Source organism: Methylobacterium sp. Gmos1, from assembly GCF_053764715.1.
Window position 1 is genome coordinate 19,439 of the sequence record NZ_JBSNCC010000005.1, and the last position, 17,481, is coordinate 36,919.

At 63.1% G+C, this 17,481-nt stretch carries 15 protein-coding genes and 1 pseudogene; 10 read left to right on the forward strand and 6 right to left on the reverse strand.

Translation table 11 applies throughout. The features are described 5' to 3' along the window. Positions 1-456: 456 nt before the first annotated feature. The 10 genes and pseudogenes from ACS5PV_RS12000 to ACS5PV_RS12045 all read left to right on the forward strand — a co-directional run bounded on the left by ACS5PV_RS12000 (position 457) and on the right by ACS5PV_RS12045 (position 10,906). Positions 457-2,072: pseudogene (locus ACS5PV_RS12000) on the forward strand (FAD-dependent oxidoreductase). 1,093 nt (positions 2,073-3,165) lie between these two features. Further along, on the forward strand, positions 3,166-3,897 hold the full coding sequence (locus tag ACS5PV_RS12005; protein WP_455395561.1) for a FadR/GntR family transcriptional regulator: 732 nt from the start codon (positions 3,166-3,168) through the stop codon (positions 3,895-3,897). Between the two features lie 287 nt (positions 3,898-4,184). After that, positions 4,185-4,955 carry an ABC transporter permease gene (locus ACS5PV_RS12010; RefSeq protein WP_455395562.1) on the forward strand — a complete coding sequence of 257 codons (771 nt, stop codon included), beginning with the start codon at positions 4,185-4,187 and terminating at the stop codon, positions 4,953-4,955. Then, entirely contained in the window at positions 4,952-5,758 is an 807-nt protein-coding gene (locus tag ACS5PV_RS12015; RefSeq protein WP_455395563.1) for an ABC transporter permease, read from the forward strand. The genes ACS5PV_RS12010 and ACS5PV_RS12015 overlap by 4 nt, the downstream gene beginning before the upstream one ends. Further along, entirely contained in the window at positions 5,752-6,510 is a 759-nt protein-coding gene (locus ACS5PV_RS12020) for an ABC transporter ATP-binding protein (RefSeq protein ID WP_053081675.1), read from the forward strand. The genes ACS5PV_RS12015 and ACS5PV_RS12020 overlap by 7 nt, the downstream gene beginning before the upstream one ends. Positions 6,511-6,551: 41 nt before the next feature. Then, positions 6,552-6,839: a hypothetical protein gene (locus ACS5PV_RS12025; protein WP_238193741.1), complete on the forward strand. Its 288-nt coding sequence runs from the start codon at positions 6,552-6,554 to the stop codon at positions 6,837-6,839. Further along, entirely contained in the window at positions 6,839-7,894 is a 1,056-nt protein-coding gene (locus tag ACS5PV_RS12030) for an ABC transporter substrate-binding protein (RefSeq protein ID WP_455395564.1), read from the forward strand. The genes ACS5PV_RS12025 and ACS5PV_RS12030 overlap by 1 nt, the downstream gene beginning before the upstream one ends. Before the next feature lie 59 nt (positions 7,895-7,953). Continuing rightward, positions 7,954-8,259 carry a DUF1330 domain-containing protein gene (locus ACS5PV_RS12035; protein WP_048463654.1) on the forward strand — a complete coding sequence of 102 codons (306 nt, stop codon included), beginning with the start codon at positions 7,954-7,956 and terminating at the stop codon, positions 8,257-8,259. Between the two features lie 78 nt (positions 8,260-8,337). Continuing rightward, positions 8,338-9,477, forward strand: coding sequence for an iron-containing alcohol dehydrogenase (locus tag ACS5PV_RS12040; RefSeq protein ID WP_455395565.1), 1,140 nt, complete (start codon positions 8,338-8,340; stop codon positions 9,475-9,477). Positions 9,478-9,598: 121 nt separating this feature from the next. Further along, complete coding sequence (locus tag ACS5PV_RS12045) at positions 9,599-10,906, forward strand: MFS transporter (protein WP_197093178.1); 1,308 nt, start codon at positions 9,599-9,601, stop codon at positions 10,904-10,906. 882 nt (positions 10,907-11,788) lie between these two features. Here ACS5PV_RS12045 and ACS5PV_RS12050 read toward each other — a convergent pair. From ACS5PV_RS12050 to ACS5PV_RS12075, 6 genes are all read right to left on the reverse strand, one after another. Then, positions 11,789-13,249 (reverse strand): L-lactate permease, encoded by a 1,461-nt coding sequence (locus ACS5PV_RS12050; RefSeq protein ID WP_455395566.1) that lies wholly within the window; start codon positions 13,247-13,249, stop codon positions 11,789-11,791. Beyond that, positions 13,246-13,947, reverse strand: coding sequence for an MOSC domain-containing protein (locus tag ACS5PV_RS12055; protein ID WP_455395567.1), 702 nt, complete (start codon positions 13,945-13,947; stop codon positions 13,246-13,248). The genes ACS5PV_RS12050 and ACS5PV_RS12055 overlap by 4 nt, the downstream gene beginning before the upstream one ends. Next, positions 13,944-14,492: a peroxiredoxin family protein gene (locus ACS5PV_RS12060; RefSeq protein ID WP_455395568.1), complete on the reverse strand. Its 549-nt coding sequence runs from the start codon at positions 14,490-14,492 to the stop codon at positions 13,944-13,946. The genes ACS5PV_RS12055 and ACS5PV_RS12060 overlap by 4 nt, the downstream gene beginning before the upstream one ends. Positions 14,493-14,726: 234 nt before the next feature. Continuing rightward, positions 14,727-15,809, reverse strand: coding sequence for a catalase family peroxidase (locus ACS5PV_RS12065; RefSeq protein ID WP_455395569.1), 1,083 nt, complete (start codon positions 15,807-15,809; stop codon positions 14,727-14,729). 85 nt (positions 15,810-15,894) lie between these two features. Next, positions 15,895-16,614 carry a hypothetical protein gene (locus tag ACS5PV_RS12070; protein WP_455395570.1) on the reverse strand — a complete coding sequence of 240 codons (720 nt, stop codon included), beginning with the start codon at positions 16,612-16,614 and terminating at the stop codon, positions 15,895-15,897. A 15-nt stretch (positions 16,615-16,629) separates the two neighbouring features. After that, a complete protein-coding gene (locus tag ACS5PV_RS12075) occupies positions 16,630-17,304 on the reverse strand; it encodes a MarR family winged helix-turn-helix transcriptional regulator (RefSeq protein WP_455395571.1) in 675 nt (224 codons plus the stop codon). Positions 17,305-17,481: the final 177 nt, after the last annotated feature.

The following is a 17,481-nucleotide window of genomic DNA, read 5'->3' on the forward strand; positions in this document are numbered from 1 at the left end:
GTTTTATGAGGTGCACTAAGGTCATGATCCGCCGGATCCTCTCATCGTCTTCGGGCCCTCCCCTGCGCCGGCGCGAATCCAGCCGCCGCGCGCAGGCCGTGACAATGTCGCCGCTGAACGGGAGCATGAATCCGTTGTAGTCCTTTGGAGGCATTGGCTGAAACGCCCGCAGAATGCCGGAGTTCACACATCGGTTCGTACCGCTCCGCGCCACAATCTGACCTCCGCCTTCAGCCTAAGAGCGAACATCCGGCTTTGCGTACCATCTCGATAATTTATTGTTCATCGTTGGTACCATTCAATCAGACGGCGGCTCTGGTCTGGGTTGCAAGTCCTGCGTAATCCTTTTCAGGCCACCAGCTTCGATCAAACGATCGCCCCCGCCGGGGGTCTTGCCTACCAAAGCTGACACATCGATGCTGCGCAGATGCGGATGATCTGCGACGAGGACGACCTATGGAAACGATCGGCCGTGACCTGCGCGAGATGCAGCGCATTCCTCTCGCCGCATCGCACGTCGCCGCGCTTCGAGCCATCGGAGCTGAGAAGCACTACCCGAGCGGTGCCATTCTCGTCCGTGCCGGCGACCCAGCCGACCGCTTTGTCTATGTCGAGGTCGGCGAGATCGAAGTGGTCAACCCCTTCACGGGCAAGCGCCATCTTCCGTCCACCCTCGGACCGAGCCAGTTCATGGCCGAGATCTCGTTCCTGAACGGCGGCGTCTGGTCGATGCCCATGCGGGCGAGCGCGGATACGGTCGTCATCGAGGTGCCGCGCCCCGGGATGCTGCGGCTGATGTCCGAGATCCCGGAGATGTCGGACATTATCATCACGGTCCTCGCCGCTAGGCGGCGACGGCAGCTCGATTCGCACGACGGCACGCTCGTGCTCCTCGGCGAGGACGACGACCGAAGCGTACGGCGGATCGCCGAGTTCGCGAGCCGCAACCGGCTTCCCTACAGGACCTATTCGCTGGGCAGCCCGGAGGCGGCGAGCGTCGCCACGGCCTGCTCGATTTCGGCTCACCGACCGGCGGTCATCTTCGGCCGGGACGTGGTCGTGACCGAACCGACGCCCGCCAAAGTCGCACGGCTGCTCGGCCTCGACTACAACCTCGTCGACGACGAGGCCTTCGACGTCCTCATCGTGGGCGGCGGTCCGGCCGGGGTGGCGGCGGGCGTCTATGCAGGTGCGGAGGGGCTGCGCGCGCTGGTCATCGAGGATGTTGCGATCGGCGGCCAAGCTGGCACATCGAGCCGGATCGAGAATTACATGGGCTTCCCGACCGGGATCTCAGGCGCCGATCTTGTGTGGCGCGGTGAGATCCAGGCGATGAAGTTCGGCACGCGCTTCGCGATGCCGCGGCGCGTGGTGAAGTTGGAGCGGCTTAGGGACGGTTCGTTCTGTGCGGCGTTCGACAACGGTCGGCGCGTCCGGGGACAGGCCGTCGTCGTCGCGACCGGCGTCCAGTACCGGAGATTGCCAATCGAACGCCTCGAAGCGTCGAGGGCGCAGGCATCTACTACGCTGCGACGGAGATCGAGGCGCGCTACTGCCGGAATGCCGAGGCGATCGTCATCGGCGGCGGCAACTCTGCGGGCCAGGCCGCGATGTATCTCAGCCGCTCGGCGCGACACGTGCGCCTCTTGGTCCGCGGGCAATCGCTCGCGACATCCATGTCAAGATACCTGTCGAGCCGGCTGGAGGCAGACCCGGCGATCACCATCGAGTACGGGGCCGAAGTCACCGCCCTGCACGGGGACGCCCGTCTCGACGCGGTGACAATCCGCACCCTCACCGACGGAACGACGCGCATGATCTCAACCTGTGCCGTGTTCGTCATGGTGGGCGCCGCCCCGAATACCGGCTGGCTTTCGGGACTCGTCGAGCTCGATGGCCACGGCTTTGTTCTGACTGGCGACGCGATCGGCGCGCGTTCGCCTTATGCGACGTCGCATCCGGGAATCTTCGCGGTCGGGGACGTTCGCGCCAGCTCCGTCAAGCGAGTGGCGGCCTCGGTTGGCGAGGGATCGGTCGTCATCTCGAAGGTGTGGGAGCACATTCGGACGTAGATCTTGCCGCCCAGCACGCATCCGACCGAAGAGTCTGATCCCGCGGCGACTGGGCTCGTAAACCTGAGCTTGCGGCCCGGCCGATCATGGCGGCGTTCGTCAGATATCCTCGAAACATCGACGTCGAGGCCGGACGCAACCAGGGTGTTAAATCCAACGCGCGCATAATCGAACATCATCGACGCAACGTCTCCCGAAGCTCCGCGGATCCGCCGACCAACGATAAGGCAGTAAGCACGATCGATCAGCCTACGCTCATCGAACTGACTTCTCATTCTTAGTACATCACAAGCTGAAGCCGAGCAAATTCAGCGGGATCATCGGACTGCAAGTGTTGATTAAGTGCTACATCTCCGAACACAATGACCGATTCAAGTCCTTCGACTGGACCAAGCTGGCAGCCGCCATTCTCGACGCAGTCGATGGCAACGCTGCACCTCTCGTGAGAGAACGGATCACTGAATTAACTTGCAAGTCCCACCGGCGATCACGAGCGGTTGAACGGCCAGGTCAACATGCTCGCTGCTTGCCATTTCCGTTTAACGGAATTGTAGCGATCAAACAATCAGTTTGTTGCGATCAGCACTATGTTGAAAAATAGATCGCATCTAGATCAATAATGCCCGTCTAACTCCGCGCAGACATCGATTTTATACGATTTTGCATCTAGAATAAAATCATAGATCGGGGAAAACGACTCCGAGAATGTCGGCCCACCCATTCAATCAGCTTGCAGGCGGACTTTTGCACCAACGCCCGAGAAAATCCTAACTGCTGCTCGCTGAGGTAACGCACAAGACCGGTATCATGCTCATTACGGTAAATTCTTGTGCGTACACACTGGTGCAGAAATATTTGTTATGTTCTACACATTTTATGTAAGTTATCTGCGTAATTTGGACAGCATAATATCGCGCATGATGATATGGTCTGGTAATATGGCCCTCTGCCACTTGGTAAACAGGCGACTGGATGAGAAGCATTTTTTTCCATCATTGACGCAGTGAGTTGAGTTGACACCGAACATCCGACGTTTAACATCTGACGATAGAGGCAAGGGCGACGGACGTTCACCCGCCTTGGGAGGGCGCTCTTGAACGATGCGCAATTGGAATCTTTCACTCGTCGAACGAAGCCTCGCCGAATTGACCACGTGGTCGCAACGCTCGGCCGTGAGATCGTTCAAGGCATCACACCTGTAGGCGCTTTGGTTGCGCCTGAGCCAGAGCTCGAACAGCGCTTCGAAGTCAGCCGAGGTGTCGTCCGGGAGGCTGTGAAGATCTTGGCCGCGAAGGGCCTGATAGAAGTGCGACCTCGTCACGGCACGCGCGTCCTCTCGGTCGAGAACTGGAGCCTGCTGGATCGGGATGTGCTCGGATGGCTGGTCGAACGACCAGCTGCAGATCTGAACCTGTTGCTCGCCATACAAGAGGTTCGATCGATCATCGAACCTGAAGCCGCAGCACTCGCTGCGGAACGAGGGTCAGAGAGCGACCTTCAGAGAATCGACGCCGCTCTCGCCGCAATGGAAACGTCGCATGATTCCAAGAGCGCGACCGCTGCCGATAAGGCTTTCCACCTCGCGATCCTGCACGCCACGCACAATCCTGTGCTTCAGGGGTTCAGCGGTGCCATCAATGCGATTCTCAGCGCAGTGTTCTTCGTGGCGGTAGGTACTTCAGGCTGGTTCGAGGAAAATCTTCCGAACCATGCGACGGCTGCACGCGCCATTCGCCAGAGAGACCCGGATGGCGCGCGGATAGCGATGAAGCAGGTTCTGGCGTTCACGGGCGACAGACTCGAGCAGCGGAAGAGGGCACGCTGAAGACTTGGCCGCTCGCGTTGATATCGGATGCTGCTGTAAATCTTTGATTTTTTATCAGTTCTTCGACGGACAATATCTGCCACGTCATAGGATAATCTAGTTGCCGAGTTGGGCGTGCGGTTGATGGAGGTTGGGTCGGTTGAGCTCTCGGGCCGATCGATTATTCTGTAAGTCGAACATTGAGAAGCCAATGAAGGCTCGGGATTGCGATCAGTCAGATTGATCGCGGGGAGGATGATGTGCTGCTTGCATCTCGCGGTGCGCGCTCGACACGACTTTTCCGACGAATGAACGGGATTGTCGACGGCATTTTATTTGTTGCGCCCCTCATCGGGCTGGTCGTGATCTGGGCGATCGTCGTTCCGTTGTTCGACATCAGCCCACGGACCTTTCCGTCTCTTGGTGCTGTGGCACGAGCAGGGCTCGAATCACTGCGCGACGGATCCCTTCCGGCCCATGTCGGGGCAAGCCTTCTCCGTGTCGCCCTTGGCACATTGCTCGGTGTCGTCACGGCCGTGCCTCTCGGAATCGCGATGGGTGTCAGTCGCGCCACGGCGATGTTCTTGACGCCGCTGTTCCGATTTTTCTCGGTCCTGGCGGGTATCGCGTGGATCCCGATCGCGACGCTGTGGTTCGGGTACGGCTTCGGTGCGATCATCTTCGTTATATTCAATGCCGTATTCTTCGTTGTCGCGTATAACACGCTACTCGGAGTGTCGACGATACCCCATTCGATCCGGAACGCTGCATCTTCCCTTGGTGCCGGGCGCTGGGCGCTGCTCTTCCACGTGCTCCTTCCGGGTGCATTGCCGAACATCGTCATGGGTGTGCGGACCGGTCTCGGCTTTGCATGGCGCGGGCTGATCGCTGCCGAGATGATCGCAACAAACGTGGGCCTCGGTTACATGCTGTTTGTTGCACGTGATTTCTATAGAACAGAAGTGATCGTTCTTGGCATGGTCTTGATCGGAACCATTTGGCTCATGATCGACCGATTGATCCTCGTACCGCTTGAGCGCGCCACGATCGAGCGTTGGGGCATGGTGAGGCAATCATGAACGTAGCACTGCATGTCTGGAGCACCTACGTCAGGCTTACGGAGCGATGGCCTGTCATCGCGACGCTCGTGCCCTTTCTGCCGATCCTGGCGCTCTGGGAAATACTGGCTTGGGCCGGCGTCTTTCCGCCAGCGTTCTTTCCCAGCCCGGGCGACGTCGTCAAATCCTTCGTCACCCTCACCTACAAAGGTATTTTGCCGGACTATCTTCAGGATAGCCTCGTGCGCCTCGCCCTGGGCGCGGCGATCGGGATCGTGTTGGGAATTCCCTTCGGCCTCTTGATCGCGACCAACAAAATAGCGCACCGTGTCTTCTGGCCGATCCTCCTATTTTTTCAAGCTATCGGCGACATCGCGTGGCTGCCGATTCTGTTAATCTGGTTCGGGTTCGGTCTGGGCACGATGACGTTCGTCATCGTCTATACGGTGATATTCCCGATCGTCCTCAACACCGTGCTGGGCGTGGAGACCATCCCGCGCGATCTTCCGCGCGCGGCACGCAGCCTCGGTTCGTCCTCACTGAGCGTGTTGTGGCACGTGATCCTGCCAGGGGCTCTGCCAAACATCCTGACCGGTCTGCGCAATGGGCTCGGCTACGGCTGGCGGGCGCTGATCGCCGTGGAGATCATCGTCGGCACGAGCGGCATCGGCTTCCTGATGTTCGATGCCAGACGCGCCGGCTCGACGACCGAAATCATCCTCGGGATGATCATACTTGGAACATTATGGTACATTGTCGACGCTTGGATACTCGCTCCTCTGGAGAAGGCGACTGGTGAACGCTGGGGGATTGTGACATCATGACTCTTTCGATCCAGAACCTGGAGAAAACTTACTTCAACCCGTATGCCGACGCGCATGTCACGGTGATCCGCGACCTGTCCTTGACCGTCGAACGGGGCGAGTTCGTTTCCGTGGTCGGTCCATCCGGGTGCGGCAAGACCACGATGCTGAACATGATCGCCGGATTCATCCCGCGATCGGGCGGAGACATCCTGCTCAACGGTAAGTCCGTCAGCGGCCCTGGTGCCGATCGCGGCGTGGTCTTCCAGTCCTTCGCCCTGTTCCCGTGGAAGACCGTCCTCGACAATGTCGGGTTCGGGCTCAGGATGAAGGGCGTGCCGAAATCCGAGCGGGACCGGATCGCTCGCGAATACCTGACCCTCGTCGGGTTGGCCGAGGCCGCCAACCGCTACCCCAACGAACTCTCCGGCGGCATGCAGCAACGGGTCGGCGTCATCCGCGCGCTGGCCAACGAGCCCGACGTGCTGCTCATGGACGAGCCCTTCGCCAGCGTCGATGCGCAGACGCGCATGACCCTGCAGGAGGAATTGACCCGGATCTGGCAGGAACGGCGGCCGACCGTCATCTTCATCACGCACGACGTGCCCGAGGCCGTGTTCCTGGCGACACGCGTCGTCGTGCTCTCGAAGGGGCGCGTGCTGGACGACATCGCGGTCGACCTTCCGCAGCCCCGCGTGTGGGACCGTCTCGTTCACGACGATCGCTTCAAGACCATCTCGGCGCGGGTCCTCCAGCAGGTCCGCCTCGCGTGACCCGGGCGCGCGCATTCCTGCGGTCCTCGCGGACCCGCACCGTGCTGGGCGTCATGGCGTGCTGGCTCGGCTTCCAGCTTTGGCTCACCGTTGCGGCCCCCGGCAAGATCTCGCCCGACCTCTCCCGGGCGAGTGGACGCGTGAACGTCCAGATCGATCTGCCCTTCACGCCCGAGAGGTTCCACGTGCTCGCCGTGCAGAGATACGGGCGCATCGCCGGTGCCGATGAGCACTCGATAGAACTGCGCGGGGTGAGAACGAGCGATCTGACGTCGCTCGCCCGCCCGTTCTGGGTCAGGAAGGTCGAACCGCTGAGGGAGGATCAATAATGATAAGACGACTTGTTACCGCTGCGGCTCTGGCGCTGTCGGTCGTTTGCGCCCACGCCGACGAGCCGGTCAAGATGAACGTCGGCATGGTGAGCGCGATCGACATGCTGGCGATTCCCGTCGCGCTCGAGCGGGGGTTCTTCGAGAAGCACGGGCTCGACGTCACGATCGCGAGACCCTACCCAACGGGCGTCGACGCTCTCAATGCGCTTCAAGCGGGCGAAACGGACATCGTCCAGGTCGGCGTTCCCATGATCGGCGCGGTCCTCCGGGGCATGGACCTCGTCGCGCTCGGCAATTTCAGCGGCAGCACGACCAAGGCCGGGTCGGATGCCACGATGGCGCTCGTCGCGCGCGAAGGCTCGGGCATCGTCGCGGGCGACCTCAAGACCCTTAAAGGCAAGAAGATCGCGACCTCCTTCGGCACGATCAACCACCTCTACATCCTCGGCCTGCTCCAGAAGGCGGGCCTCACACCCGCCGACGTCGCGCTCGTGAACACGCCGCCCCCGGACATGACGGTGGCGCTTCTGGCGAAGGGGGTCGATGCGTTCGCCGGCTGGGACCCGTGGCCGATCATCGCGCAGAAGGACGTTCCCGGCGCCTTCCAGGTGATCCGCGGCGGCGACGTGATCTCCTATATCGGCTTTGCCGTCGCCCTGCGCTCCTGGGTCGATGCGCATCTGGGGCTGGCGGAGAAGTTCCTGGCCGCGACCTCCGAAGCCGATCAGTGGATGCGCAAGAACCCGAAGCAGGCCGCCGGCATCGGCACCCGCTGGATCCCCGGGCTGAAGCGTGACGTCGCGGAGGCGGCGATGCAGTTCAACGTGCAGCAGCTCGACCGGCGGCTGTCGCGCAACAACTACCGGGCGCTCTGGACCGCCGAGGACACCCTGGCGAAGCTCGGCACCATCAAGTCGACCTTCGACGTCAACAAGCACGTCGATCCGCGGCCGATCCTGGCCGTCATGAAGGCGCACCCGGAGCTCTTCTCGGACCTCCCGCCGATCCCGGACGACTTGGCGATTAAGCCGGGTTTCGTCTTCCAACCGTGACCCTTCCCGCGGGCGGGCTTCCGCGGTCCGCCACACGCCAACGAGGAGAGAACCACGTCATGGCCAAAGGCTACTGGATCGCGCACGGCGATCTGATCAATCCGGATGGGTACGGTGAGTACACGAAGCAGAACGGCCCTGTCTTCGCGAAGTTCGGCGCCCGGTTCGTCGTCCGCGCGGGCAGGCAGATCCAGGCCGAAGGCAGCACCCGCTCGCGGACCGTCGTTCTGGAATTCGATGATTACGAAACGGCGGTCGCCTGCTACAATTCCCCCGAGTACCAGCGCCTCGTCGCCATCCGGGCCCCCCACGCCCATAACGACCTCATCATCGTCGAAGGCTACGACGGCGCGCAGCCGGCCTGAAGTATGTTTCCAAGATCGACCACTGTTTCACAGTGGTCGCTCCGGCGCTGCCGCGAGACAGACCAGCGTGAGAGTACAATGAACGTCATCAACTACATCACACAGATCAATTTCGGGTTCGGGGCACTCGCGGCGCTCGCAGCAGAATGCGAGCGGGTCGGGGTCGCGCGGCCCCTGCTGATCACGGATCGCGGCGTGCGGGCCGCAGGCCTGGTCGACACGGTTCTCAGCCAACTCCCCGGCCGGGCGGGCGTGCCGGTCTACGACGGCACGCCCGGCAACCCGGATGAGGCTTCGGTTCGCGACGCGCTCGAGCTGTATCGGGAGCACGGATGCGATGGCGTCGTCGCGCTCGGCGGCGGATCTCCCATCGACCTTGCCAAGGCGGTCGCAGTGCTTGCCGCACATGGTGGAGCGCTCAAGGATTACGCGGCGATCGAGGGAGGAGCGGCCCGCATCACCGCCAGAACGCCGCCGGTGGTCGCGATCCCGACCACCGCGGGCACGGGCAGCGAGGTCGGCCGTGGCTCCCTGATCATCCTGGACGATGGGCGGAAAGTCGGCATCCTGTCGCCCCACGTCGTGCCGAAATCGGCGATTTGCGATCCCGAATTGACGCTTGGGCTGCCGCCGATCCTCACCGCTGCCACCGGCATGGACGCCATCGCCCACTGCATCGAGACTTTCCTGTCGCCGTCCTTCAACCCCCCGGCGGAAGGGATCGCGCTCGACGGTCTCCAGCGTGCCTGGGCGCATATCGAGCGCGCGACGGCGAACCCCGGCGACCGCGACGCGCGGCTCAATATGATGAGCGCGTCCACTCAGGGCGCCCTCGCCTTCCAGAAGGGCCTTGGCTCCGTGCACAGCCTCAGCCACGCGCTGGGCGGCCTCAATCCCAGGCTCCATCACGGAACCCTGAACGCGATCCTCCTGCCGGCAGTGCTCGCATTCAATGCCTCGGCCGAGACGGTGGTGGCGAACCGCAAGATGGACCGGCTGGCCGGCGCCATGGCGCTCGGTGCAGGCAGCGAGGTCGGCCCGGCGATCGGGAGCATGACGCGACGGCTCGGGCTGCCGACGACGCTGTCGGAGATGGGCGTCGGCGCCGACCTCATTCCGGCTATCGTAAAGGGCGCACTCGCCGACCACAGCCACAAGACGAATCCGCGCGACGCTTTGGCCGCGGACTACGAAAGCATGCTGCGTCAAGTCATGTGATTTCAAAAAATACAAAAATCTCGGGTGGAGACTGGATATGCCATCGAATTCTGTTGCAGCGAGCGGCGGAGCTATCGCTCCTACGCTCGACTCTGTCTTGAGGAAAGCGAGCTGGCGCATCGTGCCGCTCTTCGTCGCATGCTTCGGGATGGCCTATCTCGACCGCGTCAACATCAGCTTCGCCAAGCTGCAGATGCAGAGCGAGCTGGGATTGTCCGATGCCGCCTACGGCCTCGGTGCGAGCATCTTCTTCATCAGCTATCTCGTCTTCGAGATCCCGAGCAACATGATCTTGGCGAGGGTCGGGTCCCGGCTCTGGATCGCCCGGATCATGATCAGCTGGGGCATCGCCTCCGCGTTGATGATGTTCGTGAAGACAGAAGCGTGGTTCTACGTTCTCCGGTTCCTGCTCGGGATGTTCGAGGCTGGATTCGTGCCGGGAGCAGTCTACTATTTCACGCAATGGTTCCCGGCGAAGCAGCGCGGGCGGATCAACTCGTTCTTTTTCACGTCAATCGCACTATGCGGAATTCTCGGAGGACCGATCTCAGGCGCCATCATGAAGTACATGGACGCCGTCGGAGGCATGCACGGATGGCAGTGGCTTTTCCTCCTTGAGGGTATCCCGTCGGTCGTGCTCGGCTTCGTCGTCATGGCCTGGCTCGATGATCGGGTCGAGGATGCGCGGTGGCTCAACGACGACGAGAAGCGTATTCTGACAGCCAGCCTCGAAGCGGAGCCGCGGTCCGGCAGCACGCACTCGTTCAGCGTCGCACTTCGGCAGCCAAGCACTTACGTGTTCTCGGTCATCTATCTTGGGCTCGCCATGGGGATTTACGGGATCCTTTTTTGGATGCCGCAGCTCGTGAAGACAGCGGGCACCAACGATACCTTCATCATCGGCCTCATCACAATGCTGCCCTACCTAGTGGCCCTCGTGGGTGTGACGCTGATCGCCCGCTCCTCGGACAGGACAGGCGAGCGGAAGTGGCACTTGGCTGGATGCGCCCTTGCAGGGGTCGTGGGCTACGTGATGTGCGGCATCTTCGGCAACAGCACCGTCATGCTAGTGGTCGGCCTCAGCATCGCAGCCACCGGTATCATCGCGTCGTTCGGGCTGTTCTGGATCCTGCCTGCGCGAGTGATGACGGGGGTTGCAGCTGCGGGTGGATTGGCCCTGATCAACTCGGTCGGCCAGCTCGGTGGCGTGATCGGACCCTACATGGTGGGAGTAGTAAGAGACACGACGGGCAGTGCTGACGCAGCTCTCTACGCTATCGCTGGCGTGTGCGCGCTATCAGCGGGCCTTATTGTTTGGTGCCTGCCGAAGCGCGTTTACGAGCGTGCATCATCCGATGAGGCGGTTACTTCGAGCCTTGCAGTTGATGGAGTACTTGTTCCGCCACTTGTAGCTGGCGAGCGTAATTAGCATTTGAAGGTCTCATCAGATTCGCCTTTTTTAAAAAAACATTGGCCTCTTCTATGCTACGAAATTTTCTCTGAGAAATTTTATGCTTTACTTCAAGGTCTGTCGCAACGGTGAAGCGTCACTTCGAACCCCGCTGTGTAGCCGGTCAGCACAGCGGGATCGGCGTTCTGCGTGTCGAGTCCGTTACCTGTTTCCTTCACGCTAATGTGTGCCGCGACGGGGCTGCGCATGCCCTGCTGCCATTCAGCCCCTGTCTGCGTACCGCTTCCGTAGGGCGGCAAGGCCGTCCTCGTAGGTGCGTTGGAACGCCTTCGATGCGGTTCAGCACGTGAGCGGGCGATCAGCTGATCCGTTAATGCCATCGATGCCAGCTGCTGATCGGTACCTACGACGAAGTTGAAGAGGCAGAACGTCCGCTTCGGGGAAAGTGGCCAGGGTCCAAGATGGCCCCCATGCGGACCTTCGACGTGGCGGTTCGAGGGTCCGCTTGTTTCACAGCTTGGGCACCACGGCGACATTCATTGGCAGAGCTGCCCCACAGGGGCGAAGCTGTCGTGCTGGATCAGGATGCCCCAGGACCAACGGAACGGCTCGGGAGCATCCCAGGACAGCAGGATGGCCCCCCGAACGTGCTGTATGACGCCTTCGAAACTTCAGTGCTGGCCGACCTCTCCTCCCCTGCGCGGGGCATATGGTCAAACTAACGGCCGGGATCCAGCCTGCACTGTATCCGGCCATTCGGTAGCAACTTGAGCAGGTTAGATCATGATGAACATTTTGTGAGCCCTTCCGTTTAACGGAAAATCGCCATCGAGCAATATATGTTTTTAGCGCTATTTGTTATATCTTATCATATCGCATTTGATTTCGTCGCTTAATAACTCACAAAATTCCCCCAAATAGCATCAGCGCTGAAGCGAGTAGTACGATGATCACCACGGTTGAGAACGGCAGCATCGCACGGTAAGCCTGACGTTCCATCCCCGGTGTTTCAGCCAAGCTGCACACAACCGACATGCGAACCGGGGAAACGATGTTCAGCGAGAGCGCCGCAGCCTGCTGAAGCGATGCGACGGCTGCCAGGTTTAGATTAGCCTCCGCTGCGAGGCTGAGCTGCGAGGCCATGAACAGGCCGTTGGCGGCATTGCCGCTATTTGCGAGCGCCCCGAACACCGCCGAGATGATGGGCGTCACGAGGACCGACCAGCGGCCGAGAGCCTCGAACATTCCGCGTGCCAGCCCTTCGGCGACGCCGGATCCGGACAGCAGTTCGGCCATCATGGCGAAGGCGACGATCGTCAGAACGGCCAGCCGCCCTGTCCTCCACGCGCCCCTCGCCTCCTGCACGAAGGCGTATGCCTGCCCTCGCAGCAATCCCGTCACGATGGCGGCAACGACGAGCCACGTTCCGGCGTGGAATAACGGAGACCACGCCGGTGCACCCGGGAACGGTTGGAGACGCCCGGCCTGTTCGAGGACCTGCTTCAGCGGCGGGATCAGCCGGGTCAGGAGGAGCCAGGTGATCAGAGTAGCGAACGGGGCGACCTTGCGCGTGGCGAGGAGAAGTTCGCGGTGGCTCGGCCGTTCGTCGAGGACGTAGCGGAGCGCGATCAAGGGACCATAAGCGGCAAGCATCGCCGTCTCAGGGCCGAGGGCCACCGTCGCGGCGATCACCGCGGCTAAGCCGGCGCACAGCCAGCGCATCTCGTTCACCCGCTCGCGCCAGCCGCAGGAGACGCCGGCACGCTCCGCCAACCGCCAGAACAAGGGCAGCCAGAGGAGATTGAAGGCGACCATGAACCAGCTGGTGTTGACCGCCAGCGTGGTGGGATCCGTACGGGCGAAGGCGGCAGCCACGATGGCGCCGCTTCCCATCCCGCCCCATAGGATCATGGTCTGGCTCAGCAGGCTGAACGCCAGCAGCGGGACGGGTGCAACGTCGAGGCGCCGCACCAGCATCATTGTCCCGATGATACCGACGCCGAAGCCGGTTGCGGCTTCGGCAAACGGACCGATCAGGAAGCAGGCCGCAAAGAGGAGCCGCCGCCTCGCGCGTGCATCGGACAGCGACCTTTCCGGGATCGCCGGTCCGCCTGGCCGAAGCGCGATCCGCCAGAAGAAGAGGCCGCCGAGGATGTAGGGAACGACGATCCATCCGATCCAGGCGCCGCGGGCGAGGAAGACGGCCGCATCTCCGACTTGGAATGCGTGTGGCGCGGCAAACAGCGCCACGATCAACGCGAGGGCGAGCCCGATGAGGGCCGCGCCCACCGTTCCGGTCTTGCCACTGACGATCGCGGCAATCACCGCGAGAGCCGGCGAAGCCCAGAGTACGTAAGTCACGCGTCAGATTTCCCCACACCGGTCAGTCGCCGCGACCAATCTTCGACGCTGCCGCTCTCCAACCGCCGCCGAGCCAGGGCTCGCCAGCTCTCGGCGAGTTCGGGCAGCCTGGCGACGGCTTCGAGATCGCCGCGGTTGCGCGTGTCGCGATAGAAGAGGTGGACGAGCCGCGACAACGGCCAATCGGGCTGCAGGCGCTCGTGCAGGACGAGCGCCTCGCCGGGCTCGACCGAGCCTTCCTCGAGGACGCGCCAGTACCAGCCCGTGCGACCGGTGGCCTGCACCGCCCGAGCCATGCCGGGATGCCCGAAGCGTCGGTCCAGCTTGAAGCAGGGCTGGCGCCCCTGGCTCACCTGAAGCAGCACCGGCCCGAACCGGACGATGTCGCCGACGCAGACGTCGTGCTCCGTCCATCCCGAGGTGGCGAGGTTCTCGCCGAAGGCACCGGGCGCCGAGAGAAGTGGATGGTCGCCGATTTCGTCGGCCCAGATCGGATAGTGGTCCTGAGGGTAGTGGTGCAGCGCCTTCTCAGGCCCGCCGTGGTACCGGAGGTCGCCCTGGGCATCCCCTACGATCCCCGTCGTGGTGATCTTCCATGGCCCCGGTACCGGCCGCTTGGCGATGCCGCTCGGCGGACCGTCAGGCCCGAGCGGCGCGACGGGTCCGGCGAGCACGACAGGCTGGATCCGCGTGATCATGTGGACGCCACCGCCGGCAACGGACAGCCGGCGTTGTCACACCCGCTTGCTGCCTCTGCCTGACCCGTCCATGCACTTGAAGACGCTGCCATCAGCGATCCCACGAGAACCCCGAGTGCGAGGTCGTCGACTTGCCCGAAGGCGTGCTCGCGGACAACGCCGTCACGGTCGATCACGATGGTGCTCGGCGTTCCGCGCATGCCGTACCGCCGCATAGTCCTGGGAAGCGGATCGTCTTCGCCGGGCCGGTCGATCCCGATGGGAAGGGTCAGTCGATACTCGTGAATGAACGCTTCGAGCGCCACCTCGGTCATGGCCGCGTGGTGCTCGAACACCGTGTGCAGGCCGATCACCACGACATCGCCACCTCTCGCGAACATCCGATGCAGCTTCTCGGCCTGGGGCGTGCCGTGAGCCACGCAGCCTGGGCATAGCATCTGGAAGGCGTGCAGGACGACGACCTTGCCACGCAGGTCAGCGAGGGTGAGCAGCGTGGGCGCATTGAACCAGCGGGAGACCTCGAGTTCGGGTGCGAGGGCGGGCATGGGCATCCTCCGGATCACAGGCGGTCGAGATTGGCGAACCAGGCGACGAAGACACCGGCGCCCAGCTCGCGGGGCCGAGAGCTATGCCGTGCACTGCCGGCCCTGAGCCGGCGCGGACCGATGACGGCGGCGATCTCGCAGGCGTGGCCGAGAAGCCGGCGCCCGATGTCATCGGCAGCGGCCTCGCCGTGGATGCGAGGCGGGCCGGCGACGGCAGGCGCCGGGCGTCTGGAGCTACTTCGCGCGTAGGCCGAAGGAGATCCCGTAGGCGGTACGACGCGCCGTGAAGATCTCGTCCTTCGGTGCTTCGATGCCGTCCGCCAGCTGGCCTGGATCGAAGATTCCGTCGTTGCAGGTCTCATTCGGCTCGAGGGCTGTCACTGCGATCGTGCCGAGCTTCACCGCCTTGCGGTCGTCTTCGTTCTTCCATCGGAGCGTGATGTCCGCGGCCAGATCGTCGCCAGCCTCGGCCAGCATGGCCATGACGTCGAACCTCACGGCGCCGCGTGACAATCGGTCCGCGAGTTCAGCGTTCAGGAACTGGGGCGGCTTGCCCTTGGCCTCCTCATCGCTCAGAGCGATCTCCCCGGCCTCGGGGGCGATCCTGAACTTGAAGGGCACGGCCCGTCCGGCGGCACTCACGCCCGTGAACGTGTGGACGCCCCAATAGGTGACGCCGGCATAGCTCCCGGGCAACGGCCTGCCTGCCACGAAAGCGGCTTGGCGGGTCGTCTCCGGATTAGCTTTTGCGAAGGCGGCGATCGCCTCCTGGTTGGGCTTGCCGTCGGCTCCCGGGGCGCGGACCTGCAGAAAGCCCAGCATCTGATCGAGTGTACGAGCGAAATGCACCGGGGCATTCTCGAACAGGAGATGGGTCTCGTCCCCGCCCGACAGGATCTTAATCGAGAAGCCGCGCAGAACGGTCCTGGCGGTGTCCGGTACGGTGGGGTTTCCGCCGCCGACCGAGAAGCGACCGATCAGCGGCCATGGTCGCGTGAAGCTGATCGAGCGTGTAACGGCGCCGACGTCGGCGGAAGGCGTGTAGGTGCCGCGCACGCACTGTCCCTTGGCGAAGGTCGCACGCACGCCGGGCGGTTTGCCCGCGACGATCTTCAGCGCATCCACCAAGCCCTGAGCATCCGCCGCGATCGCCACGGTCGGCAGAGCCAGGGTGGACAGGAGCGCTGCGCCCAGAAGCGGAATGGCGATCGCCCGGTGCAGGGTCGCTCCCGCGCCGGGAGCATCGGCGTTGGTGGCCGCGGACGGCGTGAGCGGTACGCCGAGCGGGCCTGGATCGGCGAGGTCGAAATGTGCCATGAACGGCTTTCCTTCTCTGGTGCTCGGAGGGGGACCTTCGGCGGTCCGGCGATGGCAGTCGCCGGACCGCTACTCAGCGGCGGTGTCAGTTCTGCGGGCTCACCTTGCCCGGCAGCGACAGGTTGCTGGAGGCGACCTTGAAGACGTCGCTGACGCAGAGCAGCGGTGCGTGCAGATTGCCGTTGACCTTGAGGCCGGAGGTCACCCCATCGAAATTGGCGCCCTTGATGCCGGTGATCAACGAAACCGGGATCTCGACCTGAACTGCGTCGCCCCGGAAGGTCGTCGGGTAATCCGGGCTATCGATCAGAAGCGGCACCTTCGGCCAAGTGGGCGGGACCTTGGGCTTGGCACCCTGCGGGATGTCGACCACCTTCAGGCCCCCGCCGCAGACGCTGTCCTTGGCAAGCACGACCCAGTGCGGGTGCCAGACGTGCCGGTTGACGCCACCGTTAGCCGCATCGTCGAAATCGGGGTGGAAGGTGACGGCGAGCGCGACGATGCCCTGGGCCTTGTCGAAGCCGATCGCACCGCTGTCGAGGGTCGTCGGCCAGACATAGGCGTAGACGCTGGAGCCCTCGAACCGGCCTGTGGCGTCCGGCTTGTCCTTGCCGGCCTCGCCGCGGACCCGGGTGGTGAACACGGCGGTGTCGCCCCGGGTCACGATCGTGGTCTCGACGATGTCGAACGACGCCAGGACCGCTTCGTTGGGCTGTGCGCGAATGGAATCGGCAAGGGCGGTGGTGGACAGCGCGCACAGGGCTGCCGCCACAAGGCCGGAGCCCCATGCTGTCTGCTTCGTCATGACACCTGATCCTTCTCAGTCTTCGGCTTGTGCTCGGAGGGGCGGCGATCCGTCGGCGAAGGACGTCCAGGTGGCAGCCTGAACGTCGGGATCGGCCGCTTCATGCTCGCCGCAATCGAGCCGGAGATCCCGGGTCCCGATCGGGGCGTTCACGAAGGCGCAATGATGGGGTTGGGCGTCGGCCGGGTGAACGTTCGGCCGGAAGTGGCGGCAGCTGACGCACATCCTCTGGATCGGGATGGCCCCGGCTTGCTGCAAGGTTCGGATCAGCTTGATCTGCGTGAGCAGGAGGTGGGCTTGTTCACTCGGCGACAACCGCGCCAGGGCCGCCATCACCTGCGAAGCCGCGGAGGCGAAGGTGCGCCCGAGAGCATGTCCGTCTTCCGTCAGGCGAGCGATGACCGCGCGCGCATCAGCCGGATCAGGCGCCCGTTGCACGAGGCGTTTGCGCTCAAGCGCCGCGATGGTGTCGGTCATGCTCGGTGCTGAGACGGCAAGGTGCGCTGCGATTTCCTTGGCCCGCAAACCAGCAGGACGCGAAGCTAGAAGGGCGAGTACCTGCGCTTGAGCCGGGTTGAGGCTGGCGTCGCCCGCAGCCGCCCAGAGATCGGCCCGCAGCACAAGCGCGACGCGCTCGAACCCCTCGCGAAGGCGGATTAGAACGGGATCTGGGTCGGCTGCGTGATCCATGCACGATAATTAGGACTCCTAACTTAATGAGTCAAGCAGGCGGATCCATGTCGCGAGGCTATCTGGACGCAGCCGTACGCCTGCTCGATCGCGAGCCAGGAAGCACGTGGAGGTGCGTCGAACGTGAGGGACGTCGCGCGAGGTCGATGTGGATCACGCTATCCGCCCTCCCCCATT